At 51.6% G+C, this 25,437-nt stretch carries 25 protein-coding genes; 19 read left to right on the top strand and 6 right to left on the bottom strand.

The annotated features are described in order from the left end of the window. Positions 1 to 14 precede the first annotated feature (14 nt). The 12 genes from coaBC to spoVM all read left to right on the top strand — a co-directional run bounded on the left by coaBC (position 15) and on the right by spoVM (position 12,787). On the top strand, positions 15 to 1,229 hold the full coding sequence (coaBC, locus tag DFP97_RS05005; RefSeq protein WP_114378902.1) for a bifunctional phosphopantothenoylcysteine decarboxylase/phosphopantothenate--cysteine ligase CoaBC: 1,215 nt from the start codon (positions 15 to 17) through the stop codon (positions 1,227 to 1,229). Further along, positions 1,226 to 3,718 carry a primosomal protein N' gene (gene priA / locus DFP97_RS05010; RefSeq protein WP_114378903.1) on the top strand — a complete coding sequence of 831 codons (2,493 nt, stop codon included), beginning with the start codon at positions 1,226 to 1,228 and terminating at the stop codon, positions 3,716 to 3,718. Before coaBC ends, priA begins: the two co-directional genes overlap by 4 nt. 42 nt (positions 3,719 to 3,760) lie before the next feature. Next, complete coding sequence (gene def / locus DFP97_RS05015) at positions 3,761 to 4,246, top strand: peptide deformylase (RefSeq protein WP_220271128.1); 486 nt, start codon at positions 3,761 to 3,763, stop codon at positions 4,244 to 4,246. Positions 4,247 to 4,250: 4 nt separating this feature from the next. After that, a complete protein-coding gene (fmt, locus tag DFP97_RS05020; protein WP_114378905.1) occupies positions 4,251 to 5,207 on the top strand; it encodes a methionyl-tRNA formyltransferase in 957 nt (318 codons plus the stop codon). Then, entirely contained in the window at positions 5,204 to 6,697 is a 1,494-nt protein-coding gene (gene rsmB, locus DFP97_RS05025; protein ID WP_114378906.1) for a 16S rRNA (cytosine(967)-C(5))-methyltransferase RsmB, read from the top strand. Before fmt ends, rsmB begins: the two co-directional genes overlap by 4 nt. Before the next feature lie 100 nt (positions 6,698 to 6,797). Continuing rightward, positions 6,798 to 7,844 carry a dual-specificity RNA methyltransferase RlmN gene (gene rlmN / locus DFP97_RS05030; RefSeq protein ID WP_114378907.1) on the top strand — a complete coding sequence of 349 codons (1,047 nt, stop codon included), beginning with the start codon at positions 6,798 to 6,800 and terminating at the stop codon, positions 7,842 to 7,844. A gap of 7 nt (positions 7,845 to 7,851) precedes the next feature. Continuing rightward, on the top strand, positions 7,852 to 8,613 hold the full coding sequence (locus DFP97_RS05035; RefSeq protein WP_114378908.1) for a Stp1/IreP family PP2C-type Ser/Thr phosphatase: 762 nt from the start codon (positions 7,852 to 7,854) through the stop codon (positions 8,611 to 8,613). A 4-nt stretch (positions 8,614 to 8,617) separates the two neighbouring features. Next, positions 8,618 to 10,708, top strand: a complete 2,091-nt coding sequence (gene pknB / locus DFP97_RS05040) for a Stk1 family PASTA domain-containing Ser/Thr kinase (protein WP_114378909.1) — start codon at positions 8,618 to 8,620, stop codon at positions 10,706 to 10,708. A gap of 28 nt (positions 10,709 to 10,736) precedes the next feature. Next, positions 10,737 to 11,648: a ribosome small subunit-dependent GTPase A gene (gene rsgA / locus DFP97_RS05045; protein ID WP_114379235.1), complete on the top strand. Its 912-nt coding sequence runs from the start codon at positions 10,737 to 10,739 to the stop codon at positions 11,646 to 11,648. 5 nt (positions 11,649 to 11,653) lie between these two features. Next, a complete protein-coding gene (gene rpe / locus DFP97_RS05050; RefSeq protein WP_114378910.1) occupies positions 11,654 to 12,298 on the top strand; it encodes a ribulose-phosphate 3-epimerase in 645 nt (214 codons plus the stop codon). An 11-nt stretch (positions 12,299 to 12,309) separates the two neighbouring features. Beyond that, positions 12,310 to 12,585, top strand: coding sequence for a hypothetical protein (locus tag DFP97_RS05055; protein WP_114378911.1), 276 nt, complete (start codon positions 12,310 to 12,312; stop codon positions 12,583 to 12,585). Between the two features lie 121 nt (positions 12,586 to 12,706). Continuing rightward, the gene (gene spoVM, locus DFP97_RS05060) at positions 12,707 to 12,787 is read left to right on the top strand and encodes a stage V sporulation protein SpoVM (protein WP_010345573.1); all 81 of its coding nucleotides are present in this window, start codon (positions 12,707 to 12,709) and stop codon (positions 12,785 to 12,787) included. A gap of 89 nt (positions 12,788 to 12,876) precedes the next feature. Here the strand turns inward: spoVM and rpmB are convergent, their stop codons facing one another. Further along, positions 12,877 to 13,065, bottom strand: coding sequence for a 50S ribosomal protein L28 (gene rpmB, locus DFP97_RS05065; RefSeq protein WP_114378912.1), 189 nt, complete (start codon positions 13,063 to 13,065; stop codon positions 12,877 to 12,879). A 333-nt stretch (positions 13,066 to 13,398) separates the two neighbouring features. Here rpmB and DFP97_RS05070 point away from each other — a divergent pair, with 333 nt between their 5' ends. The 5 genes from DFP97_RS05070 to DFP97_RS05090 all read left to right on the top strand — a co-directional run bounded on the left by DFP97_RS05070 (position 13,399) and on the right by DFP97_RS05090 (position 18,855). After that, positions 13,399 to 13,758, top strand: coding sequence for an Asp23/Gls24 family envelope stress response protein (locus DFP97_RS05070; RefSeq protein ID WP_114378913.1), 360 nt, complete (start codon positions 13,399 to 13,401; stop codon positions 13,756 to 13,758). Positions 13,759 to 13,815: 57 nt separating this feature from the next. Continuing rightward, positions 13,816 to 15,549 (top strand): DAK2 domain-containing protein, encoded by a 1,734-nt coding sequence (locus tag DFP97_RS05075; protein ID WP_114379236.1) that lies wholly within the window; start codon positions 13,816 to 13,818, stop codon positions 15,547 to 15,549. A 35-nt stretch (positions 15,550 to 15,584) separates the two neighbouring features. Further along, positions 15,585 to 16,439: a DegV family protein gene (locus DFP97_RS05080; RefSeq protein ID WP_114378914.1), complete on the top strand. Its 855-nt coding sequence runs from the start codon at positions 15,585 to 15,587 to the stop codon at positions 16,437 to 16,439. An 11-nt stretch (positions 16,440 to 16,450) separates the two neighbouring features. Beyond that, positions 16,451 to 18,502, top strand: coding sequence for an ATP-dependent DNA helicase RecG (gene recG, locus DFP97_RS05085; RefSeq protein WP_114379237.1), 2,052 nt, complete (start codon positions 16,451 to 16,453; stop codon positions 18,500 to 18,502). Positions 18,503 to 18,567: 65 nt separating this feature from the next. After that, a complete protein-coding gene (locus tag DFP97_RS05090; protein WP_114378915.1) occupies positions 18,568 to 18,855 on the top strand; it encodes a stage VI sporulation protein F in 288 nt (95 codons plus the stop codon). A 35-nt stretch (positions 18,856 to 18,890) separates the two neighbouring features. On the opposite strand, the gene DFP97_RS05095 is transcribed toward DFP97_RS05090, so the two are convergent. Beyond that, a complete protein-coding gene (locus DFP97_RS05095) occupies positions 18,891 to 19,586 on the bottom strand; it encodes an SOS response-associated peptidase (protein WP_114378916.1) in 696 nt (231 codons plus the stop codon). 172 nt (positions 19,587 to 19,758) lie between these two features. On the opposite strand from DFP97_RS05095, the gene DFP97_RS05100 reads away from it, so the two are divergent. After that, on the top strand, positions 19,759 to 21,051 hold the full coding sequence (locus DFP97_RS05100; protein WP_114378917.1) for a DUF2515 domain-containing protein: 1,293 nt from the start codon (positions 19,759 to 19,761) through the stop codon (positions 21,049 to 21,051). A 151-nt stretch (positions 21,052 to 21,202) separates the two neighbouring features. Here the strand turns inward: DFP97_RS05100 and DFP97_RS05105 are convergent, their stop codons facing one another. Genes DFP97_RS05105 through DFP97_RS05115 form a run of 3 tightly spaced genes read right to left on the bottom strand, consistent with a single transcriptional unit; the run spans position 21,203 to position 22,987 of the window. Beyond that, entirely contained in the window at positions 21,203 to 21,526 is a 324-nt protein-coding gene (locus DFP97_RS05105) for a YolD-like family protein (protein ID WP_114378918.1), read from the bottom strand. Next, positions 21,523 to 22,788 (bottom strand): DNA polymerase IV, encoded by a 1,266-nt coding sequence (locus tag DFP97_RS05110; RefSeq protein WP_114378919.1) that lies wholly within the window; start codon positions 22,786 to 22,788, stop codon positions 21,523 to 21,525. Before DFP97_RS05110 ends, DFP97_RS05105 begins: the two co-directional genes overlap by 4 nt. Then, the gene (locus DFP97_RS05115) at positions 22,778 to 22,987 is read right to left on the bottom strand and encodes a hypothetical protein (RefSeq protein ID WP_114378920.1); all 210 of its coding nucleotides are present in this window, start codon (positions 22,985 to 22,987) and stop codon (positions 22,778 to 22,780) included. Before DFP97_RS05115 ends, DFP97_RS05110 begins: the two co-directional genes overlap by 11 nt. A 504-nt stretch (positions 22,988 to 23,491) precedes the next feature. On the opposite strand from DFP97_RS05115, the gene cysK reads away from it, so the two are divergent. Further along, positions 23,492 to 24,427: a cysteine synthase A gene (cysK, locus tag DFP97_RS05120; protein ID WP_114378921.1), complete on the top strand. Its 936-nt coding sequence runs from the start codon at positions 23,492 to 23,494 to the stop codon at positions 24,425 to 24,427. Positions 24,428 to 24,655: 228 nt separating this feature from the next. Here cysK and DFP97_RS05125 read toward each other — a convergent pair whose 3' ends face one another. Continuing rightward, positions 24,656 to 25,327, bottom strand: coding sequence for a hypothetical protein (locus DFP97_RS05125; RefSeq protein ID WP_114378922.1), 672 nt, complete (start codon positions 25,325 to 25,327; stop codon positions 24,656 to 24,658). Between the last annotated feature and the right edge of the window lie 110 nt (positions 25,328 to 25,437).

Consider the following 25,437-nt stretch of genomic DNA (forward strand, 5'->3'; position numbering starts at 1 on the left):
ACGGGAGATACACCATGTTAAAAGGGAAATCTATTATACTCGGTATTACAGGCGGAATTGCTGCCTACAAAGGAGCGGCGCTTTGCAGCAAGCTCGTACAGGCGGGCGCGAATGTCCGCGTGATTATGACGGAATCGGCGACGAAGTTCATTACCCCGCTAACCTTGCAAACGTTATCGCGCAACCCGGTCTATATCGATACGTTTGATGAGAGAGATCCGGCGGTTGTATCACATATTGATTTGGCAGATCATGCAGATTTGATCGTAATCGCGCCGGCTACCGCCAATGCGATAGCAAAGCTGGCCGGCGGTCATGCGGACGATATGCTGAGCACAACGCTGCTTGCGGCTACTTGTCCGGTCTTGATCGCTCCGGCTATGAATGTACATATGTATGAGCACCCGGCAGTCGTAAGCAACTTGGAACTGCTCGCATCGCGCGGCGCTATGTTCGTGGAGCCTGGTACAGGTCAGTTAGCCTGCGGTTACGTTGCGAAGGGCCGGTTAGCAGAACCGGAGGATATTGCAGCTGCGATTGTATCTTGGTTTTCCAGAAACGGCAAACTAGCGGGCAAGCGGGTGCTTGTAACCGCAGGCGGCACGATGGAGCGGCTCGATCCGGTACGCTACTTGACGAATGACTCTTCCGGCAAAATGGGCTTTGCTATCGCGGAGGCCGCCCGACTGATGGGAGCCGACGTAACTGTAGTCGCCGGTCGTACTGCGGTGTCGCCGCCCGCGGGCGTTCGCGTCGTTCGGGTTGAGTCGGCGCAGCAAATGCTGGAGGCTGTAACGGGCGTGTATGAAGAAACGGACATCGTTGTGAAATCGGCTGCCGTAGCGGATTACCGGGCAGTGAACGTAAGCGATCGGAAGCTTAAGAAGAGCGGCGAGAAGCTTGTGCTCGAGCTCGAGCGGACAACGGATATTTTAGAAACATTAGGCGAGCGGAAAACACATCAGTTTCTTGTTGGCTTTGCCGCGGAAACGGAGCAGGTGGAGCATTATGCGATGGACAAGCTGCGCCGTAAGCATTGCGATCTAATAGTCGCTAACGATGTCAGCAAAGATGGTGCCGGCTTTAACGGGGATACGAACATCGTACAGGTTTTTGGTACAGAGGGGCTCGTAGAGTCGTTGCCGCTGTTGTCTAAGCGTGAGGTTGCCATTCGTTTAATGGAGCTGATTGCAGGTCGACTTACGCCCCGCGGAGGGGAAGGAGCATGATTGCTAAAGTAATTGTAGACGTGCCGAGCCGCCAGACGGATCGGCCGTTTGATTATGAGGTGCCTGCTTCCATGGAGGACTGGATAGAGGTCGGCAGCCGCGTCGGCGTTCCATTCGGAGGCCGTGTGCTGCAAGGCTTTGTTACGCAGCTTGCGGCAACAGCGGACATCGATCCAAAACGGCTGAAGCCGATTTCCGAGCTTCTCGATCCCGTTCCGCCGCTCCTGCCGGATCTGATTCATCTTGCGAAGTGGATGAGTGATAAATATTGCTGCTCTTGGACGACGGCCCTGCAGGCAATGATACCGGCTGCCTTGAAGGGCAAGGCGGAGCGGCTTGTCGGTATTCAGGACGAAGAGGCTGCAGCAGTGGACCTTCCGCTCGAAATGACGGAATGGATTGGCGCCAGCGGACAGTTGGTCAAGCTGGAAGCTCTGCTGGAACGATTCCCGGAGCATGCCAGAGCCGTAAAAGCTGGACTCCGCGAGGGCGTGCTTGCCCAGCAAACCTCAATACGCGACCGGCTCGCGATCCGGAAGGTATTGACCGTATTTGTGCCTCATGATACAGAAGCCATTCGCAGCGCAATGGACGCTATCCCGGCAAGGGCGGCAAAGCAGCGGGAGGTGCTCGCGTATATGCTCGAGCATGGCGGGCCGCTGCCGCTGCAGATGCTGCTTGCGGAGGCGGGCGGGTCAGCGGCGACTGTTCGTTCGCTGGCGGAGAAGGGGTTGCTTGAACTGCGTGAGGTGGAGCAGCAGCGCGATCCTTACGCCGGTCGCGAGTTTGAGCGAACAACTCCGCTTCCGCTTACGGACGGCCAAGAAGCCGTGTATGGCCGCATCGCTAGAGCTGTAGATGCTGGCGAACCACAGACCATGCTGCTGCACGGCGTAACCGGCAGCGGTAAAACCGAGGTATACTTGCAGTCCATCCAATTTTGTCTGGAGCAGGAGAAGCAGGCCATCGTGCTTGTCCCGGAAATTTCGTTGACACCGCAAATGGTTGAACGCTTTAAAGGCCGCTTCGGAGATGCGGTTGCGGTGCTGCACAGCAGACTATCGAATGGTGAGCGTTACGATGAATGGCGCAAAATTCGCAGCCGTCAGGTGCAGGTAGCTATCGGGGCACGCTCGGCTATTTTCGCCCCGTTTGAGAGAATTGGTCTAATCATTATTGATGAAGAGCATGAGTCGTCCTATAAGCAAGAGGAAAGCCCCAAATACCATGCGCGCGACGTGGCAGTTCGAAGAGCGAAGCAGCATGGAGCGGCGGTCGTACTCGGCTCGGCAACGCCATCATTGGAATCGTTCGCAGCGGCAAGCCGCCCTATGACAGCACGCGACCAGGGTCGTGAGCCGGCGCTGCTGCCGATGCCGGACCGGGTGGGCGGCAGGCCGCTTCCGCCAGTAACCGTAATCGATATGCGCGAGGAGCTGAAGGAGGGCAATCGGTCGATGTTCAGCCGGCTGCTTCACAGCTCACTGGCCGAGAGGCTCGAGCGGGGTGAACAATCGGTGCTGCTGCTTAACAGGCGCGGCTATTCGACTTTCGTCATGTGCCGCTCCTGCGGTTACACGGCTGCTTGTCCGCACTGCGATATATCCCTCACATTTCATCAGAAATCGCGTGTGATGCGCTGTCATTATTGCGGCCATGCGGAGCAGGCGCCAGCGACATGTCCTTCGTGTCAAAGCGAGCATATCCGTTATTTCGGAACAGGCACGCAGCGCGTTGAGGAAGAGCTCTCGAAGCTGTTTCCGGGCATTCGGGTCATTCGGATGGATGTCGATACGACAACGGAGAAAAATTCGCACGAAAAGCTGCTCAAGCAGTTTGGCGAACGGAAAGCGGATGTACTGCTTGGCACGCAGATGGTAGCGAAAGGACTTGATTTTCCATATGTTACATTAGTAGGTGTCATCGCAGCCGATACGTCGCTTAATTTGCCTGATTTTCGCGCGGCAGAGCGGACCTTTCAATTGCTGACGCAGGTTGCGGGACGCGCCGGACGGCATCATTTACCGGGAGAGGTCGTCGTGCAGACTTATGCGCCTGAGCATTATGCGGTTGTAACCGCACAGCAGCATGATTATACCGCTTTCGTCAGCGAGGAGCTTCGTCATCGCGGTGCAATGGGTTACCCGCCTTATTGCAGGCTTATTCTCGTTACGATGTCGCATGAGCAGCTGCCTTTGCTGGCATCGGTCAGCGAACAGTATGCTTCCGGACTTCGCGAGCTGGCCGAGCACGAAGGCGTGCTGCTGCCGCTGAACAGCGGTTTCGGCAGAGCTTTAGAGGTGCTTGGTCCGGTCGCATCGCCTATTTCAAGAATGAAAGATCGCTACCGTTTTCAATGTGTGATAAAATATCGTGGGAACATTGATGCATCCGCCCTTGTTCGCAAGGCGCTCGGCCCGTTCTTGGACGGTCCGCCGCAGCGGCAGGTGCAGTTCAGCATTGACGTCGATCCTCAAGTTATATTATAAATTGCTATTACTATTTTAATGATCGTAAAGGAAGGGAATACAATGAGTATCCGTATAATTGTGAAGGACCCCGATCCCGTATTGCGGGAAGTGGCGAAGGAAGTAACGAAGTTTAATCCAAATTTGAAAAAGCTGCTGAAGGATATGGCAGAAACGATGTATGATGCGGAGGGCGTCGGCCTTGCTGCGCCGCAGATCGGTATTTCGAAGCGGGTCATCGTCGTTGACGTCGGCGATGAGAACGGCCTGGTTGAAATGGTTAACCCGGTCATCGTGGAGCAGGATGGCGAACAGGTTGGTCCTGAGGGCTGTCTCAGCATTCCGAACCTGAACGGGGATGTCCGGCGCGCTGACCGCATCGTCGTTACGGGTCAAGACAGCAGCGGCCAGTCGTTTACATTGGAAGCAAAGGGTTACTTCGCGCGTGCTTTCCAGCATGAGATCGACCATTTGAACGGGATCCTTTTTACCGATTTGGCGGAGAATGTGTACGATATTTCGGAACGAGCGAGAAAAGGCGGCGAATAGCTTCATGCGTATTGTATTTATGGGAACGCCGGAATTTGCCGTTCCCTCTTTAAGGCTTCTTTTGGATCAGAACTACAATGTTGTCGCCGTTGTAACACAGCCGGATCGGCCGAAGGGCCGCAAAAAAACGTTGACGCCGCCGCCTGTAAAGGAAGCGGCGTTGTCGTTCGGGCTGCCTGTGCTGCAGCCAGAGCGGATGCGGAGCGCAGAAGCGGTTGCTGCAGTTGCGGAGCTGCATCCGGATTTGATCGTTACAGCTGCCTATGGTCAGATATTGCCGAAAGCGTTGCTTGAAATTCCGCGTCTGGGATGTATTAATGTGCATGGCTCATTGCTCCCGAAATACCGCGGCGGCGCGCCTATCCAACGTTCGATCATCAACGGTGAGCGGTCGACGGGCGTTACCATTATGTATATGGCGGAAGGGCTGGACACGGGCGATATGATCAGCGTCGTCGAGCTTCCGATTACCGACGAGGATACGTCAGGAACAATGTTCGAGAAGTTGAGCATAGCGGGGGCAGAGCTGCTTGGAAAGACGCTGCCGTCGATAATCGCAGGCGAAGCTAAGGCCGTGCCGCAGCAGGATGATCTGGCTACCTATGCCCCTAATTTGACTCGTGACGATGAGCGGATCGATTGGAGCAAGTCCGCCCGGGCGATTTTCAATCAGGTACGAGGTCTTTCGCCAATGGCTGGCGCGTTCACCTACCTGAACGGTGAAGTGTTCAAGATATGGGCCTGCGCCGTTCCTTCAGAAACAGCTTCAAATAAGGCAAACGCTGATTTCGGAACGGTTGTCTCGGCCGATAGCAGCGGAATTAAGGTGCAGACTGGCGATGGCTTGCTCGTGTTGAAGGAAATTCAGCCAGCAGGTAAGCGGACAATGACAGCAGCGGAATGGCTTAAGGGCGCACGGCTTGAAGCGGGCACGTTGTTAGGCGATGGAGGTGCCGAATGACGGAGAGCGGAACCCGAAAGCCGAATCGTTCAAACGTAAGCCCTGGTTCTAAGTCTAAGCAGCCGCCGAAGCGCTCGTCTAACGGGGGCAAAGCGGCTCACGTCGGGCAAGCGCCCCGCAAGGTGAAATCGCCGCGCGAGCTTGCGGTGGATACATTAGTCAAGGTTGCACAGACCGGTGCCTACAGCAACTTGCAGCTGAATCGTACGCTGCAGGAAGCGCAATTGCAGCGAGCGGATGCCGGATTAGTGACAGAGCTTGTCTACGGTACGATTCAGCGTCAAGCGACGCTTGATTATTGGCTTAGCCGGTTTGTTTCTAAAGGGTTACATAAGCTGGAGCCATGGGTTCATCAATTGCTGCGCATGAGTGCATACCAGCTGTTATACTTGGACCGCATACCTGCGCATGCTGCGGTTAACGAAGCCGTTACGATCGCTAAGAAACGCGGCCATTCCGGTATTTCCGGCATGGTGAACGGCGTGCTCCGCAGCATCGACCGGAGCCGCGCGGAGCTTCAGGCATCGGGAATAACGAATGCTGATCCGATCGTTCAAATTGCTTTGCGCCATTCTTATCCGGAGTGGCTGGTGAGCAAATGGGTCAATGTCTACGGTGAGGAGATGGCAGAGGCTATATGCGCAGCTGGCAATGAGCAACCACACGCAAGCATTCGCGCCAATACATTGCGCGGGAGCCGCGAAGCATTGATCGAGCTGCTGAATAGTACAGGCTACGAAGCAGAACCATCTGATGTGGCGCCGGCAGGAATTACGGTAAGCCGTGGAGGAAACCTTGCTGATACGGATGGCTTCCGGGAAGGGTTATGGACGGTGCAGGACGAGAGCTCGATGCTCGTAGCGGAGGTCGTCGCCCCAAAGGCTGGCATGCAGGTGCTGGATTGCTGCGCAGCGCCCGGCGGCAAAAGTACGCATTTGGCAGAACTGATGGGCGGCAAAGGTAAAGTGTGGGCGAACGATTTGCACGCTCATAAACGTGACCTTATCGTTACGCAGACGGAGCGTTTGAAGCTTCGGAATGTCGAGGCAATTACAGAGGATGCTCTGAAGCTATCGGAACGGTTTAAGCCTCAATCCATGGATGCGGTACTGCTCGATGCGCCATGTTCCGGATTTGGAGTCATTCGGCGGAAGCCGGAAATCAAATGGACAAAAACGGCCGGTGATGTATCGGAGATCGCTGGTTTACAGCATCGGCTCTTGAATGCCGTATGCGATTTGGTGCGGCCGGGCGGCACGCTTGTTTATAGCACCTGCACGATTGAGCAGGACGAGAATGAACAGCAGGTGGCTCGCTTTCTGCAAGAGCATCCTGAATTTGAACTGGATTCCAACTGGCCGCAGGTCATTGTGGATCAGCTGAAGAAAGTAGGCGCAATTGGTGAGCACTTCAATGGCCAAGCGCAGCTGCTGCCTCAGCATTTTGACAGTGACGGCTTCTTTATTGCACGTATGGTGAGGCGCTCATAACGTAACCTTATGGTTGAACATGGGCGTTTGTGGTAAAATAAATCGATGGCGGCGCCTAAAAAGCATAAGCCGCCCTACTTTAAGGTACAGGTGTGATGACATGAAACCATGCATATATGACTACACGCTCGAGCAGCTTCAAGAATGGATGAAAGAAAACGACGAGCCTGCTTTTCGCGGCGGACAGTTGTTTGACTGGCTATATGTGAAGCGGGTAAAGAGCTTTGAAGATATGTCCAACTTACCAAAATCGCTGCGTGAAAAGCTGGATGAGCATTTTTCAATTTTGACGCTAAACGAAATTACGAAATTCGAATCCAAGGACGGCACGGTAAAGTTTCTGTTCGGCCTGCATGATGCCCATGCGATCGAAACGGTTATTATGCGCCATAGTTACGGCAACAGCATTTGCGTAACGACGCAGGTCGGCTGCCGTATAGGCTGCACGTTTTGCGCCTCGACCCTTGGCGGCTTAAAGCGGAATCTGACTGCAGGCGAAATTGTTGCCCAAGTCGTAACCGCGCAGCAAATGCTTGATGCGACAGGCGAGCGCGTCTCCAGTATCGTTATTATGGGATCGGGTGAGCCATTCGAGAATTATGATGCGACAATGACTTTTCTCCGCATAATGATTCACGAGAAAGGTCTAAATATCGGACAACGGCATATTACAGTATCGACTAGCGGAATCGTGCCGAGCATGTATAAATTCGCAGACGAAAATACGCAAATCAATCTGGCGTTATCGATTCACGCGCCAAACGATGCGCTTCGCTCGAAGCTGATGCCGGTCAACCGCCGCTTTCCGTTTGCTGATGTAATGGCTGCCTGCCATCATTACATCGCGAAGACTGGACGCAGAATTACTTTTGAATATGCTTTGATCGGCGGAGTGAACGACCGTCCTGAGCATGCGCAAGAGCTGGCCGATGTGCTCAAGGGTATGCTGTGTCATGTCAATTTGATCCCGGTCAATCACGTTCCTGAGCGCAATTATGTCCGGACGCCGCGCGAGGATATTTTTGAATTCCAGCGCGTGCTGGAACGCAATAAAGTGAGTGTGACCATTCGCAGAGAGCAAGGTCATGATATTGCGGCTGCATGCGGGCAATTAAGAGCGAAGCATATGGAGTCCACGACGAGGTGATGACGGATTGTTAACGGCAAACCGCAGTGATATCGGACGGGTTCGTCAAGTAAATGAAGATCAATCATGGGTAGGTCAGTTGAATAATGGGGTAACGGTTGCTATCGTCGCCGACGGGATGGGCGGTCATCAAGCCGGCGACGTTGCAAGCCAGAAGGCTGTAGATGCGTTCCGGAGCATGCTGGAGCAAAGCGCAGCCAAAGCTGACTTGTCCTTGCAAGAAGGAAAAATGCTTATTCGCCAAGCGATTTCGCAAGCGAACGAAGCCGTATTTGAAATGGCATCGCGTAACGAACGCTATTACAACATGGGCACTACAATTGTGGCTGCGCTAGTGAAGCAGGATAATGCCATAATTGGGCATGTAGGTGATAGCAGAGCATACAAAATTACAGAAGGCGTCATTACGCAATTAACGAATGATCATACGCTCGTGAACGAATTGGTCAAATCAGGCCAGCTTAGTGTGGACGAGGCTGCTCACCATCCGCGCCGTAACGTACTGACTCGTGCAATCGGTACCGATTCCCATGTTGACATCGACATCCAGGCGGTGGAGTTGTCACCGCAGGATGTGCTGCTGCTTTGCAGCGACGGGCTGTCGAACATGGTAAGCGAGCAGCAAATGCTGCAAACGGTCTCGGCTGAGCAGCTGGATCTGGAAGCTAGGGCTGATCATCTCATTCAGCTGGCGCTGCATGCTGGCGGGGACGACAATATAACGGTCGTTTTGCTGCAAGAAGCGGATGGCACTACTGGAGAGGGGTGACAAGATGATTGGACACGATTTAGGCGGACGTTATGAAATTTTGACTCGAATCGGCGGCGGCGGGATGGCGCTTGTATATAAAGCGCATGACGTGCTGCTGAACCGAAAAGTAGCGGTCAAGGTGCTGCGGCAGCAATTCGTGCACGACGAGGAGTTTATTCGCCGTTTTCGCCGTGAGGCCCAGTCGGCAGCCGCACTTTCTCATCCGAATGTCGTCAGCATCTACGATGTGGGACAAGAAGATGAAACGCACTATATTGTTATGGAGTATGTGGAAGGCAATAATCTGAATGAAATTATACAAGAGCGTGCGCCGCTGCAGGCTGATGAAGCGGTGCGTATTGCTGTGCAAATAGCCGATGCGCTTGATCATGCTCATCAAAATCATATTATACACCGTGACATTAAACCTCATAATATTTTGATCGGCAAAAATGGGCGGGTGAAGGTAACCGACTTCGGTATAGCGCGTGCTGTTACTTCATCAACAATTACACAAACCGGCTCGGTAATCGGTTCGGTTCATTATTTTTCCCCCGAGCATGCGAAAGGAATCAATACGGGGGAAAAATCGGATTTATACTCACTGGGCATTGTGCTGTATCAAATGTTGACGGCGAAGCTTCCGTTTCTTGGAGAAAGTCCCATCAGCGTAGCATTGAAGCATTTGCAGGAAACGTTCGAGGAACCGCGGATCGCTAATACCCATATTCCGCAAAGCCTGGAAAACGTAATCCTTAAAGCGATGCGCAAAAACCAGAGTGAACGCTACAGCTCAGCGCATGAGATGCTGCTCGATCTGGACAGCTGTTTGCGTCCTGAGCGGCTGAACGAGCCGAAAATAACGTTTACGAACGTCAACGATATGGAAGAGACTCGGGTTATGCCTGCTATTCGCGATGACATTCGGCCTGCTGCAACGAAGGATCGGGGGGAGCAACCTGTTACCTCAAATACCGATGCGGAATGGAACGAGGACGGTCTTCAAAAGAAAGGAAAGGGTTGGAAAAAGCCGCTAACCGTTGTGGGTGTTACACTTTCTGTGTTAGCGCTCATCATCTGGGGCTTTATAAGTCTGCTTGCCTTCCTGGACGTAGCGGAGGTGGACGTGCCGTATGTCGTAGGAAAGCAGGAAACGGAAGCGCGTCAATTGATTGAGGCGGCCGGGCTTAAGGTTGAAGACCCTGTCATTCGGGAGCATAACAAAGAGATACCGAAGGATCAGGTGATTAATCAGACGAAGATGAATATGCGGGTCAAGGAAGGCTCCTTAATACAAATAACTGTCAGCGACGGACCGGAGCTGGAAGAACTGAATGACTACGTCGGCAAGCCGCTGCAAACAGCGATTGACGAGTTGAGCGCTTTAGGCATCAACACGAAGGATCAAATCATTATTAAAGAGATGTTCAGCGAGGAAGCGCCCGATACGATTATTAAGCAAACCCCTGAAGCAGGCGAGCAATTTAATCCTGAGTCCGAAGAATTCACATTTATGGTCAGCAAAGGCCGCCAAACGGTTGAAATGCCGAATTTGATCGGCAAACGGATCGATGAAGCAAAGGATTTAATTAAAGCAAACGAGCTCGTTTTGGCAGACGAGGACATTTTGTATGAACCAAGCTATCTTCATCAGAAGGATTTTGTCATTAGTCAGGATCCGTACAAACCGAAGGACATGGTGACCATAGGAGCTAAAGTATCGATTCGAGTAAGCTCAGGACCGCCAGCCGATGCGAAGGAGCATCAGTTCAACATCGTTATATCCCCGGAAGAAGCGGGGAAAACGAGTGAAATCCGTATTGTGTATTCGGATGCCCGCGGCGAGAATATCGAGTGGGATAAACGGCAAATTACAAGTACGCAAACATTCCCGGTTACCGTTATTGTGGCGCCGGATACGGAAGCCAGAGTGACCGTTTACCGCAATAACCAGTTCATCGATACGAAATCCATTACGTACGAGGAGCTTGTGCAGGGCAGCAATTCATCCACCTTGACCATACCTGGTGAAGAAGCGCCTCCTTCTGAAGAGCCGGCGCAAGCGGAGGTTAATGAAAGTAATGGCGAATCAAACGAAGAACAACAGCAATAAAAACAGCAGCGGCGATAGCAGCAATAATTTGCTCAAAGGAACAATAGTAAAGGCTCTCAGCGGCTATTATTATGTTCGGGCAAAGGACGATTTGCCGAATTCAGCAACCGTGCAGTGCCGCGCGCGGGGCGTATTTAAGTTAAAAGGTCTTTCTCCGCTGGTAGGAGATAACGTCCTGTACAGCTTGACCGAGAATGGGGAAGGCACCGTTGAGGAGCTGCTTCCCCGTTCGTCTGAGCTTATACGTCCGCCTGTGGCTAACATTGATTTGGCGATTCTCGTATTCTCCGTAACGGAGCCGGCGCTGAACTTGCAGCTGCTGGATAAATTTCTCGTTCATATTGAGCATGCAGGCATACCTGCGGTACTCTGTCTAAGTAAACGGGATTTAGAAAATGACGGTTTGGAGACGGAGGAGGCACAAGCTGCGGCCGCCTCCGTTAATCGCATCTATCGACCCTTAGGCTATGAGGTGTATGGGACCAGCTCCCGGCTCGGCGAAGGAATCGAACCTTTGCAAGAACGGCTGAAAGGTCATCTGGCTGTATTCGCCGGACAATCCGGTGTAGGCAAATCATCGCTGCTCAATGCGATAGTACCAGGACTGCAGCTTGAAACAAATGAAATCAGCAACAGACTAGGTCGAGGAAAGCATACGACCAGACATGTCGAGCTTATAGAAATTGGCGGCGGCTTAGTGGCCGATACGCCGGGGTTTAGCCAGCTTGATTTTACAGAGCTTGGTATTGAGGATCTAGGCTATTGCTTTGTCGAGATGCGGAAGCTTTCACCAAATTGTAAATTTCGGGGCTGTACCCACGTACACGAGCCAGGCTGCGCTGTACTTGAAGCGATTGCCAAAGGTGAGATCGAGCAAAGCAGGCATGATCACTACGTTCTGTTTTTGGCTGAAATGAAAGAGAAAAAACGGAGGTACTAACAACTATGACGATTATCGCACCTTCTATATTATCGGCTAATTTCGCACGGCTTGGCGAGGAGATTGGAGCAGCAGAAGCGGCAGGAGCGGATTGGATCCACGTCGATGTCATGGACGGACATTTTGTGCCGAATCTGACGTTTGGTCCACCGGTCATTGCTGCGGTGCGGCCGGCAACCTCGCTGCCCTTCGACGTTCATTTGATGATCGAGCGTCCGGAGCTGTCGATTGATGATTATATCGCAGCGGGAGCGGACCGTATTACGGTTCATGCAGAAGCGTGTGTGCATTTGCACAGAACCGTACATTATATTAAAGAAAAAGGGCTTCCGGCCGGTGTAGCGATTAATCCGGCAACTCCTGTAGCTGTACTTGAGCCTATACTGCATGACTTGGATCTGGTGCTCATTATGACGGTTAATCCAGGCTTTGGCGGACAAGCGTTCATCCCCTATTCGCTCGTCAAATTGCGCCAGCTGACTGCAATGCTGGACGAACGCGGACTGCACTCGGTTCATATCCAGGTGGATGGCGGCGTCAATCAGGAAACAGCGCCTCTCATCCGTGAAGCCGGAGCAAACGTGCTGGTAGCGGGGAACGCCGTATTTGGCGAGAAAGACCGTGCCGCGGCAATCGCGCGGCTGCGATAGGGCCGATAGCGATGAACGAACGGTTAAAAACGACGTTTTGGCTGCTTGGCTACGCATTTCTAGCCGGTTTAATGCTTGCTATTTTCTCGATGATAACTGGGCTAACCAGGTATTTATTTTCCTTGCTGGCGCTATACATAGGCATACGGTTTTTTCGGAGATTTGAGACGACTGGGCTGAGGATCACGTTCATCGTCCTGGCGATCGTGTTTTATTTATTGCTGGCCATTATTATTGCCGCCGTTAATTATATACGGGATAATCCCCAGGCAATAATGGGCGCTTAATTGGGCTTTCGCCTAAGTCGCACGCTGGAATAGGACGGACTGACGATGCATAGGATGGTTACATGAGCGTAGGTTCTTGTCACGGATCAATTCGATGAGCGTGTCTGAGGAGGGATGAGGCATGAAATTTTATACAATTAAACTGCCGAAATTTTTGGGCGGGTTCGTAAAAGCAATATTGAATACATTCCAAAAAAATTAGGTCCGATACTGCCGCCACCCTACGGCCGTGTTCGCGAAAAAAAAAGCACCTGAGCGCTCAGGTGCTTTTGTCTATGGCCTTAGCCATCATTATACGCGGGTAACTTTACCGGACTTCAGTGCGCGAGTGCTGACATAAACACGTTTCGGTTTACCGTCAACCAGGATGCGAACCTTCTGCACGTTTACGCCCCAAGAACGACGTGTTTTGTTGTTAGCGTGGGAAACGTTGTTACCTTTACCAGGTGCTTTACCTGTTAGAAAACATTTGCGGGACATGACTACACCTCCTTCAAGTTTTGCGCATGCAAAACTATCTTCGTAAACATTGATTTAGTTATGCGTATGCAAAACTAACTTCTTGAGCATGCGCTTAGTTTTGCGTATGCAAAACTTCATTCGTAACGAAATTACATTTAAACACACTTGAATATCGTAACATAAACCTTTGTACTGTTCAACCTAAATATACATGATTACCTGATCCTGACTGCAAGTGAAGTGCGTAAACATACATAACTACTGGATTTAATGAACGGACTTCTATAAAGGAGCCGTTTATAGTACAATGGTACTTAGTCCATAATATATACAGTAAGGGAGTGTATTCCCATGCCTCTGCAGCTAAGCACAGAACTCGGTTCCATACATATCACGGACAATTGCATAGCCGTCATTGCAGGCTCTGCAGCCATGGATTGTTATGGACTTGTCGGAATGGCTTCACGTAAACAGCTTAAGGACGGAATTGCCGAGTTGCTCGGACGAGATAATTTGACCCGCGGCGTAGAAGTACGGCGGGAAAGTGAGAAGCTGCATATTGACCTTCACATCATTGTAAGCTATGGGACGAAAATTTCCGAGGTAGCGCATAACATTCAATCCAAGGTGAAATATGTGCTGAATGACGTAATCGGTCTACAAGTGGAGCAAGTCCATATATTTGTTCAAGACGTAAGGGTATCCAAGTAGCAGGAAGGGGAATTTTCGTTGAGTAAGCGCTCTATAAACGGATCTGATTTTGCCGCAATGGCACTGCTCGGGGCGGATTATTTGCAGCGTAACGCAGAGCACGTTAACGCATTAAATGTGTTTCCAGTGCCGGATGGCGATACGGGGACAAATATGAATTTAACGATGACCTCCGGCGTTCGTGAGCTGCGCAGCAAACCGTCCGCAAGCATTGGCAAAGCGACAGAAGCCCTGTCGAAAGGGCTGCTGATGGGGGCGCGGGGCAACTCAGGCGTCATTTTGTCGCAGCTGTTCCGCGGCTTCTCCAGGTCGCTGGCCGGCTTAGAGGAAGCGGGGACAGCACAGCTGGCAGCTGCGCTTCAGCATGGCGTCGATATGGCCTATAAAGCAGTCGTGAAGCCTGTGGAAGGTACGATTTTGACTGTAGCCAAAGAGGCAGCCAAGCACGCAGTGCAATATGCCCGCCGAACGAGCGACGTGTCTGAGCTTATGCGAGAGGTGCATAAGAAGGCATACGAAGCGCTGCAACGGACGCCGGATTTACTGCCGGTTCTGAAGCAGGTTGGCGTAGTCGATTCGGGCGGACAAGGTCTCGTTTTCATCTATGAAGGCTTTGTACGCAGCTTGTCAGAAACCGATGGTAACGGATATCAAGATCATTATTCGATGCCGTCTGAAGCTGCTCCGCCTGAAGAGGTGGCTGTACCTGCCGCAAAACCGGTTATCCGCAAGCAGGAGCCGTTATCGGCGCAAGCGCGCTTAACGACAGAAGCGATCGAGTTTTTGTATGATATGGAATTTTTTATCAATCGCACGCTAAGCGGACATACAGGAGCATTTTTTGATGAATCCGCTTACAAACGTGCGTTGGGAAAAGACGGAGACTCGATTCTGGTTATAACGGAAGAAGATATTATTAAGGTACATGTTCACTCGCGCAAGCCTGGTGATGTGCTTAATCTATCGCTTCCTTACGGCGAGTTGACCGATATTCATATTTTGAACATGCGGGAGCAGCATCGTGATTTGCTGGAGAATGAGCATGTTGATGTCAGCACTGCAGACTTCGCAGCGGCTGAGCTGCTGGCAGGGCAAGCTGTTCAAGGCGTTCCGCCCGGTCAAGTGTTTGAATGGGCTCCATTCGGCATTATCGCGGTCGCCATCGGAGAAGGAATTGAGGATATTTTTCTTGAAAATGACGTGGATACCGTCCTGTCTGGCGGACAGACGATGAATCCTAGCACGGAAGATTTCGTAAAGGCAATCGAGGCGTTGTCTGCGGAGCACATTTTCATTCTGCCTAATAACGGAAATATTATTTTGGCGGCCGAGCAGGCTGCTGAGCTTAGCGAGCGCAATGTTACGGTTATTCCGACTCGAACGATTCCTCAAGGCTTGGCTGCCGTTCTTGCTTTCAAAGAAGAGGAAACGGCTGACCGCAACGCTGCATGGATGAAAAATGCAGCCGAGCAGGTGCTCTCAGGCCAAGTAACGAAAGCGGTCAGGGATACAAGCATTGAAGGCGTGGACATTCGTGAGGGCGATTATATCGGCATCAAAGAGAAGACGATCGTCGTTTCAAATGCAAGCTTACAGGAAGCCTGCCAATCGCTAATCGTCAGCATGCTGGAATCCGGCGGAGACCTGCTTACGATCCTGACCGGCGAGGGTGCTGAAGCAGCAGGTACGGCAACTCTGTGCGAATGGATTGCCGAGCAATACCCTGAGCTGGAGCTCGAAGTGCAAAATGGCGGACAACCGCTGTATCCTTATGTGTTTGCAGTGGAATAAATTGCAATCGTTTTAAAGTTTGGGAGGGATTGATTGTGGGGAAGGTCCGAATAGTAACGGATAGTACGGCTGATATTCCGGCTGAGGTCAGAGAGCGACTAGGCATTGAGATGGTACCGCTCAAGGTGATCTTTGGACAAGAGACGTACTTGGATGCTGTAACGATTAATTCCGAGCAGTTCTATGAGAAGCTTGCACAGTCAACTGCGCTCCCTACGACATCGCAGCCATCGCCGCTGGAGTTCGCGGAGGTATACCAGCGATTGCTCGCTGAGGATGCTGAATCGCCGATTATATCGATACATTTGTCCGCAGCGCTAAGCGGTACGTATCAGTCGGCGGTTATTGCGGAGTCTATGCTTGAGGAACAATCGGATATTACGATTATTGACTCGAAATCAGCGTCCTTCGGCTTTGGCATGCGTGTCTTAAAAGCGGCTGAAATGGCGCAGGCAGGCGAATCAAAGGAACGGATTCTTGATGAGATCAAGCGTCTTGATGGAGAGCTGAAGCTGTATTTTCTCGTCGATACGCTCGAATATTTGCAAAAGGGCGGCCGGATCGGCAAAGCTTCAGCATTGATCGGTTCGATCTTGAACATTAAGCCGATTTTGTCGCTGGATCCAGACGGCGTCGTGCTTGCCGTTGATAAAGTACGCGGTTCAAAAAAAGCGATGGCGCGCATCGTTGAGCTGTTGAAGCATTCATTCGGCGATGAGCCGGTAGCCATTACGATTGCCTGGACACATGGCGATGATACGGCCATGGAGCTTTGTGAGCTTGTCAAAAATAATTTTAATGTGCAAGAGATCAGCTACACGACGATCGGAGCCGTTATCGGAACGCATACGGGCCCTGGCACCTCGGCTGTGTTCATGTACAGGCTGTGAGGGATAATATGATGACGCTGGATCAATTTTCCGTACGGCAAATCAAAGGCGTGAGCGCTCCTAAGGAACAAGAGCTTCACGCCTTTGGCGTGCAAACGGTAGCAGATTTGCTTGATTATTTTCCGTTTCGTTACGAGGATTACCGGATTCGCGAGCTCACGGACGTGAAGGAAGGCGAGAAGGTGACCGTGCTGGGACATGTCAGGGGCGTACCTGTCTTGCAGCGTTACGGCAAGAGCAAGTCGAGATTGACATGCAAGGTTGAAGTCGGGCATTGGCTAGTGACCGCGGTATGGTTCAACCGTCATTTTCTGCAGGACCAACTGGTGCCGGGCCGTGAAATTATGCTGACCGGTAAATGGGAGCAGCAGCGGCTGCAGATTACCGTATCGGACTCGGAGTTCCCGGGCAGCGGCAATGCGGCTAAGTCCGGAACGCTCCAACCGGTTTATTCGGTTGGCGGAAGCATTACGCAGCCGTGGATGCGGAAGACGGTGCGCCAAGCCTTAACGCAATATGGGGCGATGATTGAAGAGGTGCTGCCGCATGAGCTTGTCCAGCAGCATGAGCTGATGGCTAGACGCGATGCGGTGCATCGCATTCATTTGCCGGATGATACGAAAGAGGGACAAGCGGCCCGCAAGCGTCTGGTGTACGAAGAGCTCTTTTTGTTTCAGCTTAAGCTTCAGGCTTATCGCGCACTTAACCGTAAACGCAACGACGGGATCGCGCATCGTATCGAAAGTGAAACGATTCGCCAATTCGCCGCAAAGCTGCCATTCGAGCTGACGGATGCACAGAAGAAGGTTGTCAATGAAATTTTGACCGATATGCGCAGGCCCTCCTGCATGAACCGGCTGCTGCAGGGTGACGTTGGTTCCGGCAAAACGGTTGTTGCGGCCATTGCGTTGTATGCGGCAGTCAAATCCGGCCATCAAGGAGCGCTTATGGTGCCGACCGAAATACTGGCCGATCAGCATATGCGGTCGCTGCAAAGGCTGTATGCTGACATGGGCATCGAGGTTGGTTTGTTGACCGGGAGCTTGACTGAGCGCAAGCGGCGCGATGTGCTTGCCGGTCTTCAAATGGGAATGATCGATATCGTGGTTGGTACGCATGCGCTCATTCAGGACGATGTTTTTTTCCGCAGCCTTGGGCTCGTCGTCGTCGATGAACAGCATCGTTTCGGCGTCAATCAACGAAGCGTGCTCCGCCGCAAGGGGATGAATCCCGATGTCCTTACGATGACTGCCACACCAATTCCAAGGACGATGGCGATTACCGCTTTCGGCGATATGGACGTATCGACAATCCGGGAGCGGCCGCACGGGCGTAAGCCAATTAAGACGTATTGGGTAAAGCATAGCATGATGGAGCGCGTACTTGCGTTTATTCGTAAAGAGGTTAGCAAAGGCCGTCAAGCATACATTATCTGCCCTCTAATCGAGGAGTCCGAGAAGCTCGATGTGCAAAATGCGATTGATCTCTACGTGCAAACGCAGCAATCCTTTCCCGATCTTCAGATCGGCTTGCTGCATGGCCGGCTGTCCGCCTCCGAGAAGGAAAGCGTAATGGCTGCCTTCGGGGCAAATGATACTCAGGTGCTTGTCGCCACTACCGTCGTAGAGGTTGGTGTGGACGTTCCGAATGCGACGCTCATGATTATTATGGATGCGGAACGATTCGGCTTATCGCAGCTGCATCAGCTTCGCGGCCGGGTCGGTCGGGGCGAGCATCAATCGCATTGTATTTTGGTAGCAGATCCGAAGTCGGAAACCGGGCGAGAACGGATGAAGGTTATGACGGATACGGACGATGGCTTTGAGGTAGCGCGGCGCGACCTGGAGCTGCGCGGACCGGGTGATTTTTTTGGCACAAAGCAAAGCGGTCTGCCTGAGTTTCGGCTTGCGGATATGGTCGCCGACTATGAGGTGCTGGAGCTTGCCCGCGACGATGCAGCTGCATTAACGGAGCGGGACGATTTCTGGTCGAATGAGTCCTATGTAAGAGTACGCAATGTGCTGCAGAAGGATCAAATTTTTCAAGGAGAGCAGCTGGACTAGGCAATTATTACCTCCGGGCGGCATATAGTTTAAAGATGGGACTGCCGGATGGAGGTGTCTGGACCATGAGTTACCAAAAGTACGGCATTCGGCCGCAGCTGGTCGAACGTGTCAAATTTAAATTAAAAAACCCTGTCATGAAGGACCGGATGCGGGAGCTGCTCGGTAATGTGACAAAGTATGATTTGCAGGACCGCCCTAAGGTGAGGAAGCTTGTTAAAGCGGCAGCCGTGATTTTGCAGGAGCAGCTTACGGATACGCAGGAGGAACAGATCGTGGCCTTCGTTATGGGGCAAAAAATTGATCCCAACAACACGTTTCACTTGCTGAAGCTGTGGGGAATGTTTCGCTGACCGTTTTAGGTCGGCGATTTTTTTTGCCCACGTACTTACCATAGCCCCAATTGCTCATCTGCTGTAAACGGCTCAATTAACGAGGAGTCGTCGTTGCGTACATTGCCTACTGCTGAGGAAACCGGATAAGCTTCGAGCTCATCCGGGTTATATGGGCGAAGGAGTGGAGCGAGCGCGTCTGATTCGCTGATCATGCGATTCAGCCAGAGCGACTCGTCCTCCGGCCGTAAAATGACCGGCATCCGGTCATGAATCTGCGCGACCAGGTCATTCGGTGTCGTTGTTAGTATGGTACAGCTGTTTATTTTGGTTCCATCCGGGGAAACCCATGTTTCGTACAGACCAGCCATACTAAATAAAGCGCGGCTCTTAAGCACAACCCGCATCGGCTGCTTGCCGCGCGCCGTCGTTTTCCATTCATAAAAGCCGTCTGCAGGAATAAGGCAGCGCTTGCGGCGAAGCGGCTGTTGAAAAGCGGGCTTGGACGCTGCCGTCTCCGCGCGCGCGTTGAGCATCATGAAGCCGATCTTCGGATCGTCGGCCCATGGCGGAATAAGTCCCCACTTCAGTTCCCCAAGCCGGTTGCTATGCCCGTCATTAATAATCGCGAACACTTGCTGACTTGGTGCTACGTTATATTTGGGACGGTGGAACGGCACCATTGTCTCTCCGATCATATATCTGACCATCAGCTCCTCCAGCGTTACGGTGAGCGTATATCTTCCGCACATTGCATCTGCCTCCAATGCTTGTTTTGCTCTATTATACAACGCGGATGCATGTAGTGCATACGCTGCATGTCCGGTATGAGAGGCCTCAATATGGAGGATACTGGTTCATATAGGTTGAGAATGGCATTTTATCTTGCGCAAGGGGCACGATGTCGAATAAGGAGCGCTGACGATGGAGGAAAAGAATGGATTACGCATACAGCGCCGTTCATTGGGCTATTGGCTGCGACAGCTGATCGCGCTGCCTGGCGCAGCGCTAGCTTATGCGTTAGGGAAGTGGGGAGCCATGAGCGCATCACATGCGATGATTGCGGAGGCGATGCCGCTGCAGCTGTCATCCTCCGCTGTAGGAAAGCTTATGTCAGCATGGTCGAAGCCGTCCGCTTCTTCTGATGCAGGCGGCGCCGGAGGCTGGAGCGGGGTGGAGTTGATGATCATCGAGCGGATTCGCACGGAGACAACTGCATGCAACCGCAACAATGTGACGCGTACGGAAGCATATCGGTCTGTATATTTCCGCATGCCGGAGCTGCATTGGGCGCTGCTTGCGCATATGGTATCGCGCAATGGCGGATGGAATATGACGGATTTGCAGGGGGAGTGGCTTCCTTGGCTGCTTCGAAAGGAGCAGCAGGAAGGGGTGTTCCGCTTTTTGGAGCAGGCGAACGCGCTAATTTTTCAAGATGCTTATCCGCAGCTGCTGCTGTACGAATGGAGCCGCCGCGAGGGAAGAAGCTTGTTTCATTTGCTGCCGGCATTTGGCGTTTCGTCGTTTATGACGCCGGTCTGGAAGTTATTTTGGCGCGATCGTGATCCGGTACCGCTGACGGTTGCGTTAATTGTGAACGAGCAGCATTATATTGAGCAGCGCGTCGTGCAGCATCCGTATTACCGAGAGAAAGTGCTCGATACGCTGTTTTTTGGGCTGCAGTCGCTGCTGCAGCTGAACGGCGTTATTTTTCCATATGGGAGAGGGCAGGGAAAAGGCGAAAGTTTAGAGACGCTGAGGCTTTCTGGACTTATTATGGAGCGGTTCGAGCAATTGAAGGAACGAATTGAATTTGGTAAGCGGCTGTACGCGATGCTGTTCGGCATTCCGCGCGTATTTGATGGAGCCAGAAGCTTTGCCGGCGCCGTTAAGCATACGGGATCACGGGCGGATTACGCTCCGCACTTGTTCGCACGCGTACGCCGGCAGCCGCCGCAGACCGTCTATGTGGAACGGCTGCTAGGCGGACGTTTGAAGCCCGGGGCGGAGCCGCTTTACAGTCCGGAGCTCAGCGCTGCTTGGGGTGACCAGTCCTTGGAGCCGCCGGAGCCCGGCGATTGGTTTCGTTCTGCAGCCGATGTGGCGCCGTACTTTCAAAAGCTGCCGCTGCCGCATGCTTTTGAAATTACGAATGAATACGGGCTTATGCTGAACAAGATTGAACTGGCGGTGCTTGCTGTTCAGCGGAACAAATAAGAAAATGACTTAATTGGGGCGTATAGGCCCTTCGCCCGGACAAGATGAACAGGTAGAGCTCCCTCTATTATTCCTGTTATTCGAGTCTGGTTTAAAGGTAGCAGGAGGTATTCCAGTTCGCATTATCAAATACTTGCGCCGATGAGGGCAGTTAATCCAGCAGTGCCCCTTCAATGTCCCTAATGGAGAACCATTCGCCGTCCACCATGAAGCGGCCTTTCATCTGGTCGACCCGATCCACGATCCCGATGACGGTCAGCTCCTCGACCGGATGGAACAGCCGGAGCGTGATTTGATGGCGCTGCTGCAGCGACTCTGCGACGGACCGCGCTACATGTTCCCACTCCTGCTCATCAAGCTCAACGCGCTGCCGCTGCCGCAAAGCGTTCTCGTGTTCATTAATAGCGGCCTTGTGCTCGGGCAGCATCATGCGGCTCGATTCCCAAAGCCCGTTTCCTTCAAGCTTCTTTCTCATTTGTAATGTCCTCCGATCTTCTCAGAGCGGTGCCGGGCCTGCCCGGCGTCAGTTATCGAAACCGCTCTTAAAATAATGGCATCTCCGTACTTCTGCTTGATGGCATCCGTCGCCCGTTCAAGCGCCATCGTTTTCTCGCGATTCGGGTCAAACAAAGAAAGCTGATATTCATCATCAGCCGAAAATTGCGAAAGGCTGACGCCAACCTTTCGAACGGGATGGCCGTCCCAGTGCCGCTTCAAAAGCTCGACGGCAGCGCGGTAAACCTGATTGGTGACATTGGTCGGATCGTCCATTTTCATTTGGCGGCTAAAGCCGGTAGGGCGGTCATAGTCGGCTCCCATACAGCCCACCGAAACGACATGCCCCATATATCCTTTGCCGCGGCAGCGCTGGCAAACAAGCTCCGTGAGCTCGAGAAGAACAACCTTGATCTCATCGAGCTTTCCATAATCGCGCGGCAGCGTCATCATATGTCCTACAGCCTTGGGGGCAATCTGATGCGTCCCCGGCGTGACGGGGCTATCATCGATTCCGTTCGCAATACGCCAGTACAGCTCGGCGTTGATATCGGAGTTTTTGCCGAATTTGCGGCGCATCATCATCTTAAGCTTCTCCAGCGGCGTCTCTGCGAGCTGGCCGATCGTCTCCATCCCCATCGCATTAAAATGACGCGTCATGCGGCTGCCGACCATAAACATTTTGCTGATAGGCAATGTCCAGAGCGTCTCGTGAAGCTTATCCTTGGATAGGATATAAATGCCTGAACCGTTTTTCTTCGCGTAGTTGTCGCAGGCCGTCTTCGCCAAAATTTTATTTTCGGCAATGCCGAAGCGGGTATACACCCCGAGCTCTTCCTGGATGCGCGTCTGAATCATTCTTGCAAGCTCCTCCGGCGAACCATATAAATGCAGCGAACCGGTCACATCGAGAAATTGCTCGTCGATCGAATAGGGCTCAACCAAATCGGTATACGATTGATAAATGCGGGTAATTATCATAGAGATGTCGATATACAGCTGCATCCGCGGCTTAATGATCACTAAATTCGGACATTTCGCGAGCGAATCGCCAATTCTCTCCGCTGTCGTTACACCGAAGGATTTGGCGATCGGACAGGCGGCAAGAATAATGCCGGACCTGCGTTCGGGGTCGCCCGCAACAACAACCGGCAGATTCCGATACTCGGGATGCTCCGCCTTTTCCACGGATGCGTAAAACGATTGGCAATCGGCGAGCAGAATTACTTTGTTAAGAGACATTGCTTCTCACCAGCTCTGCTGCGAGCATATTTTCAATCAAGAAGACGCGTTGTGCGCCCGAGTTTATACAGAACGCTCTTACGTAACCGTTTCTAACGGAGATGACCCGAATTCTTCGTTTAGTGAACTTGCCTTTCCTGCTCATATAAATCATATCAACGACACAACCGATTGATTTGAACCATTTTTCCAATGTCATGATGCTTCCCTCCGAAATAAGAACTTTTGTTCTTATTATATACAGAAATAAGAACTGTTGTTCTTATTATATACAGAACGCGCGTTCTTATTCTAGAGGTTTTTTGTGGTTATTATTTACATGGGCTGGTGGAATGCTCCGGCTGGATAACGGTAAAAAAGGGCGCTAGTGGTGGTATAATCGGTGGGTTAGGTAGAAATAACGGTAAAATATGGTCTTATCATATGGCTGAGCGAGCCGCTCTCTGCCTTGTCCATACATAAAAAGGAAATAAGTGGTTGCTTTGAGAATATAGGTACGCAGGAGGCTGGAGCGGAGTCAATTGAGCTAAGGGAGACGAATCCATTTGACAAACATAAGTTATAAAGAGAGATTCAATCGAGGCTAAAAGATCAAAGTTCAAGGAATAAAGCTCACACATTGTATTTATTTACCATCAATGATAAGGTGATCATATAAAACCAACTAAAAAGATTGGAATTTGAATTAGCGGAGGAGAAAGCAGTGTCAAAAATTGCAAAGAACCTTACAGAGCTCATCGGAAATACACCATTATTAGAGCTTTCCAGCTTTATGAAAAAAAATGAGGTTGAATCAACGCTTATAGCCAAGTTGGAGTATTTTAACCCGGCAGGAAGCGTAAAAGATAGAATTGGTTTTGCGATGATCAAAGATGCTGAAGAACGGGGCCTTATTAATCAAGATTCCGTTATCATCGAGCCTACAAGTGGAAATACGGGCGTTGGTCTAGCCTTCGCTGCAGCTGCTCTAGGATATCGTTTGATCATTACTCTTCCGGAGAGCTTTAGCGTAGAGCGCCGGAAGCTGCTCATTGCTTTGGGGGCAGAACTGGTTCTTACCCCAGCTAACGAAGGGATGGCCGGTGCGATCAAAAAGGCGGAGGAAATAGCGGCAGCAACTCCGAACTCTTTTGTGCCCCAGCAATTTAACAATCCGGCGAATCCAGAGGTCCATAAGAGAACCACTGCTGAAGAGATTTGGAGAGATACGGACGGCGAAGTGGATTTTTTTGTTGGCGGCGTCGGTACAGGGGGCACGATTTCCGGAGTCGGTCAATTGCTCAAAGAAAGAAAACCGGCGGTGAAAATCGTTGCAGTCGAGCCGTTTGATTCTCCCGTGCTTTCCGGCGGCAGCAAAGGGGTTCATAAAATTCAAGGAATCGGTGCCGGGTTTGTTCCGGGCAACTTTGATAGATCAGTTGTCGATGAGATTATTCAAGTAAAGAATGAAGATGCATTCGAAACAGCAAGGCAGTTAGCCAGAAGCGAAGGCTTGCTGGTCGGGATTTCATCAGGCGCTGCGGTTTACGCTGCACTCCAAATCGCCCGGAGATCCGAAAATAAGGATAAACGAATTGTTGTGCTGCTCCCTGATACGGGGGAGCGCTACTTATCTACGGCGCTTTATCCGGAAGCCTAGAGCTATACATTAAAGCAGCTGCCGATTAAGTGTGGCGAAGTCTCTGGGAGGAAGGGTTTTGTCGGCCATTGAAACTTAACAAACAATTCGGCATCTCGAAATAAGCGCGTTCAATAAACTTTCTTAGTGGTTAAAAATTGTAAGAGGCTATCCCAAGGGACAGCCTCTTCATTTTACCCCGGAAACTGAATTTCAGAACCAAGCATAGAGCAGCTCTATTGCAGTGACCTATGCGGTTATTGGCGGATTGCTCGACACTTCGGCTTTAGGATGCTTTTCGAAAGCGAGAATCGCCCCAAACCATGCCCAAACCAGAAACTGGATAGGGTAAATAAACATCATCACGGATTCAACGGGTACAAACATCAATACGGTAAGTACAAGGTATCCGATGGACGGCCATTTGGAAATTATCTTAGCGCGAAGGAATCCGATACACATTAGGATCGTGCCCAACATTGCCATAGGCATCATAGCCATAAAAATATACTGTCCTGGTCCGTTGCTCATTTGAATGCTCATGACCAAATCGGATGCTTCCTTCATTTGCGCTTCGGTCGTGATATCCTTAAAAAATACCGGGTAATCGAAAATTTGCAATGCAGCGTGCATAAGGTCAAACACGAACACCGAGAAAAAGAGACCGTATCCGATCCATCCCCACCATTTCAGCTTGCTTGCATGGCGAAGAAAGAGTCCGGCAAACCCCATTAGGAGCACGGTAACTGCGAGAAGTAAGGCGACATGGGTCCAGACGGCGACATCCACGAAGTATTTCATTTCCTCCATATCGTGGGGTACATCCTCCAAATGTACGAACTGGATGATTGTAATGACGATCCCCGCCAATAACATGGCCCATCCGCTAAAACGAAAAAACTTTTGTGGTACAGTAATCATTTTCAAACACTCCTTTTTTAAGAATCATTATTGATTGCCTCGCTTGATCCTCATCATAATCGTCCCGGCGTCCCGGCCACAGCGTCTTTTGTTCCCGACTTGCCGGGAAC

Origin of the sequence: Paenibacillus prosopidis, from assembly GCF_003337375.1 — a bacterium.
GTDB classification, from domain to species: Bacteria; Bacillota; Bacilli; order Paenibacillales; family Paenibacillaceae; genus Pristimantibacillus; species Pristimantibacillus prosopidis.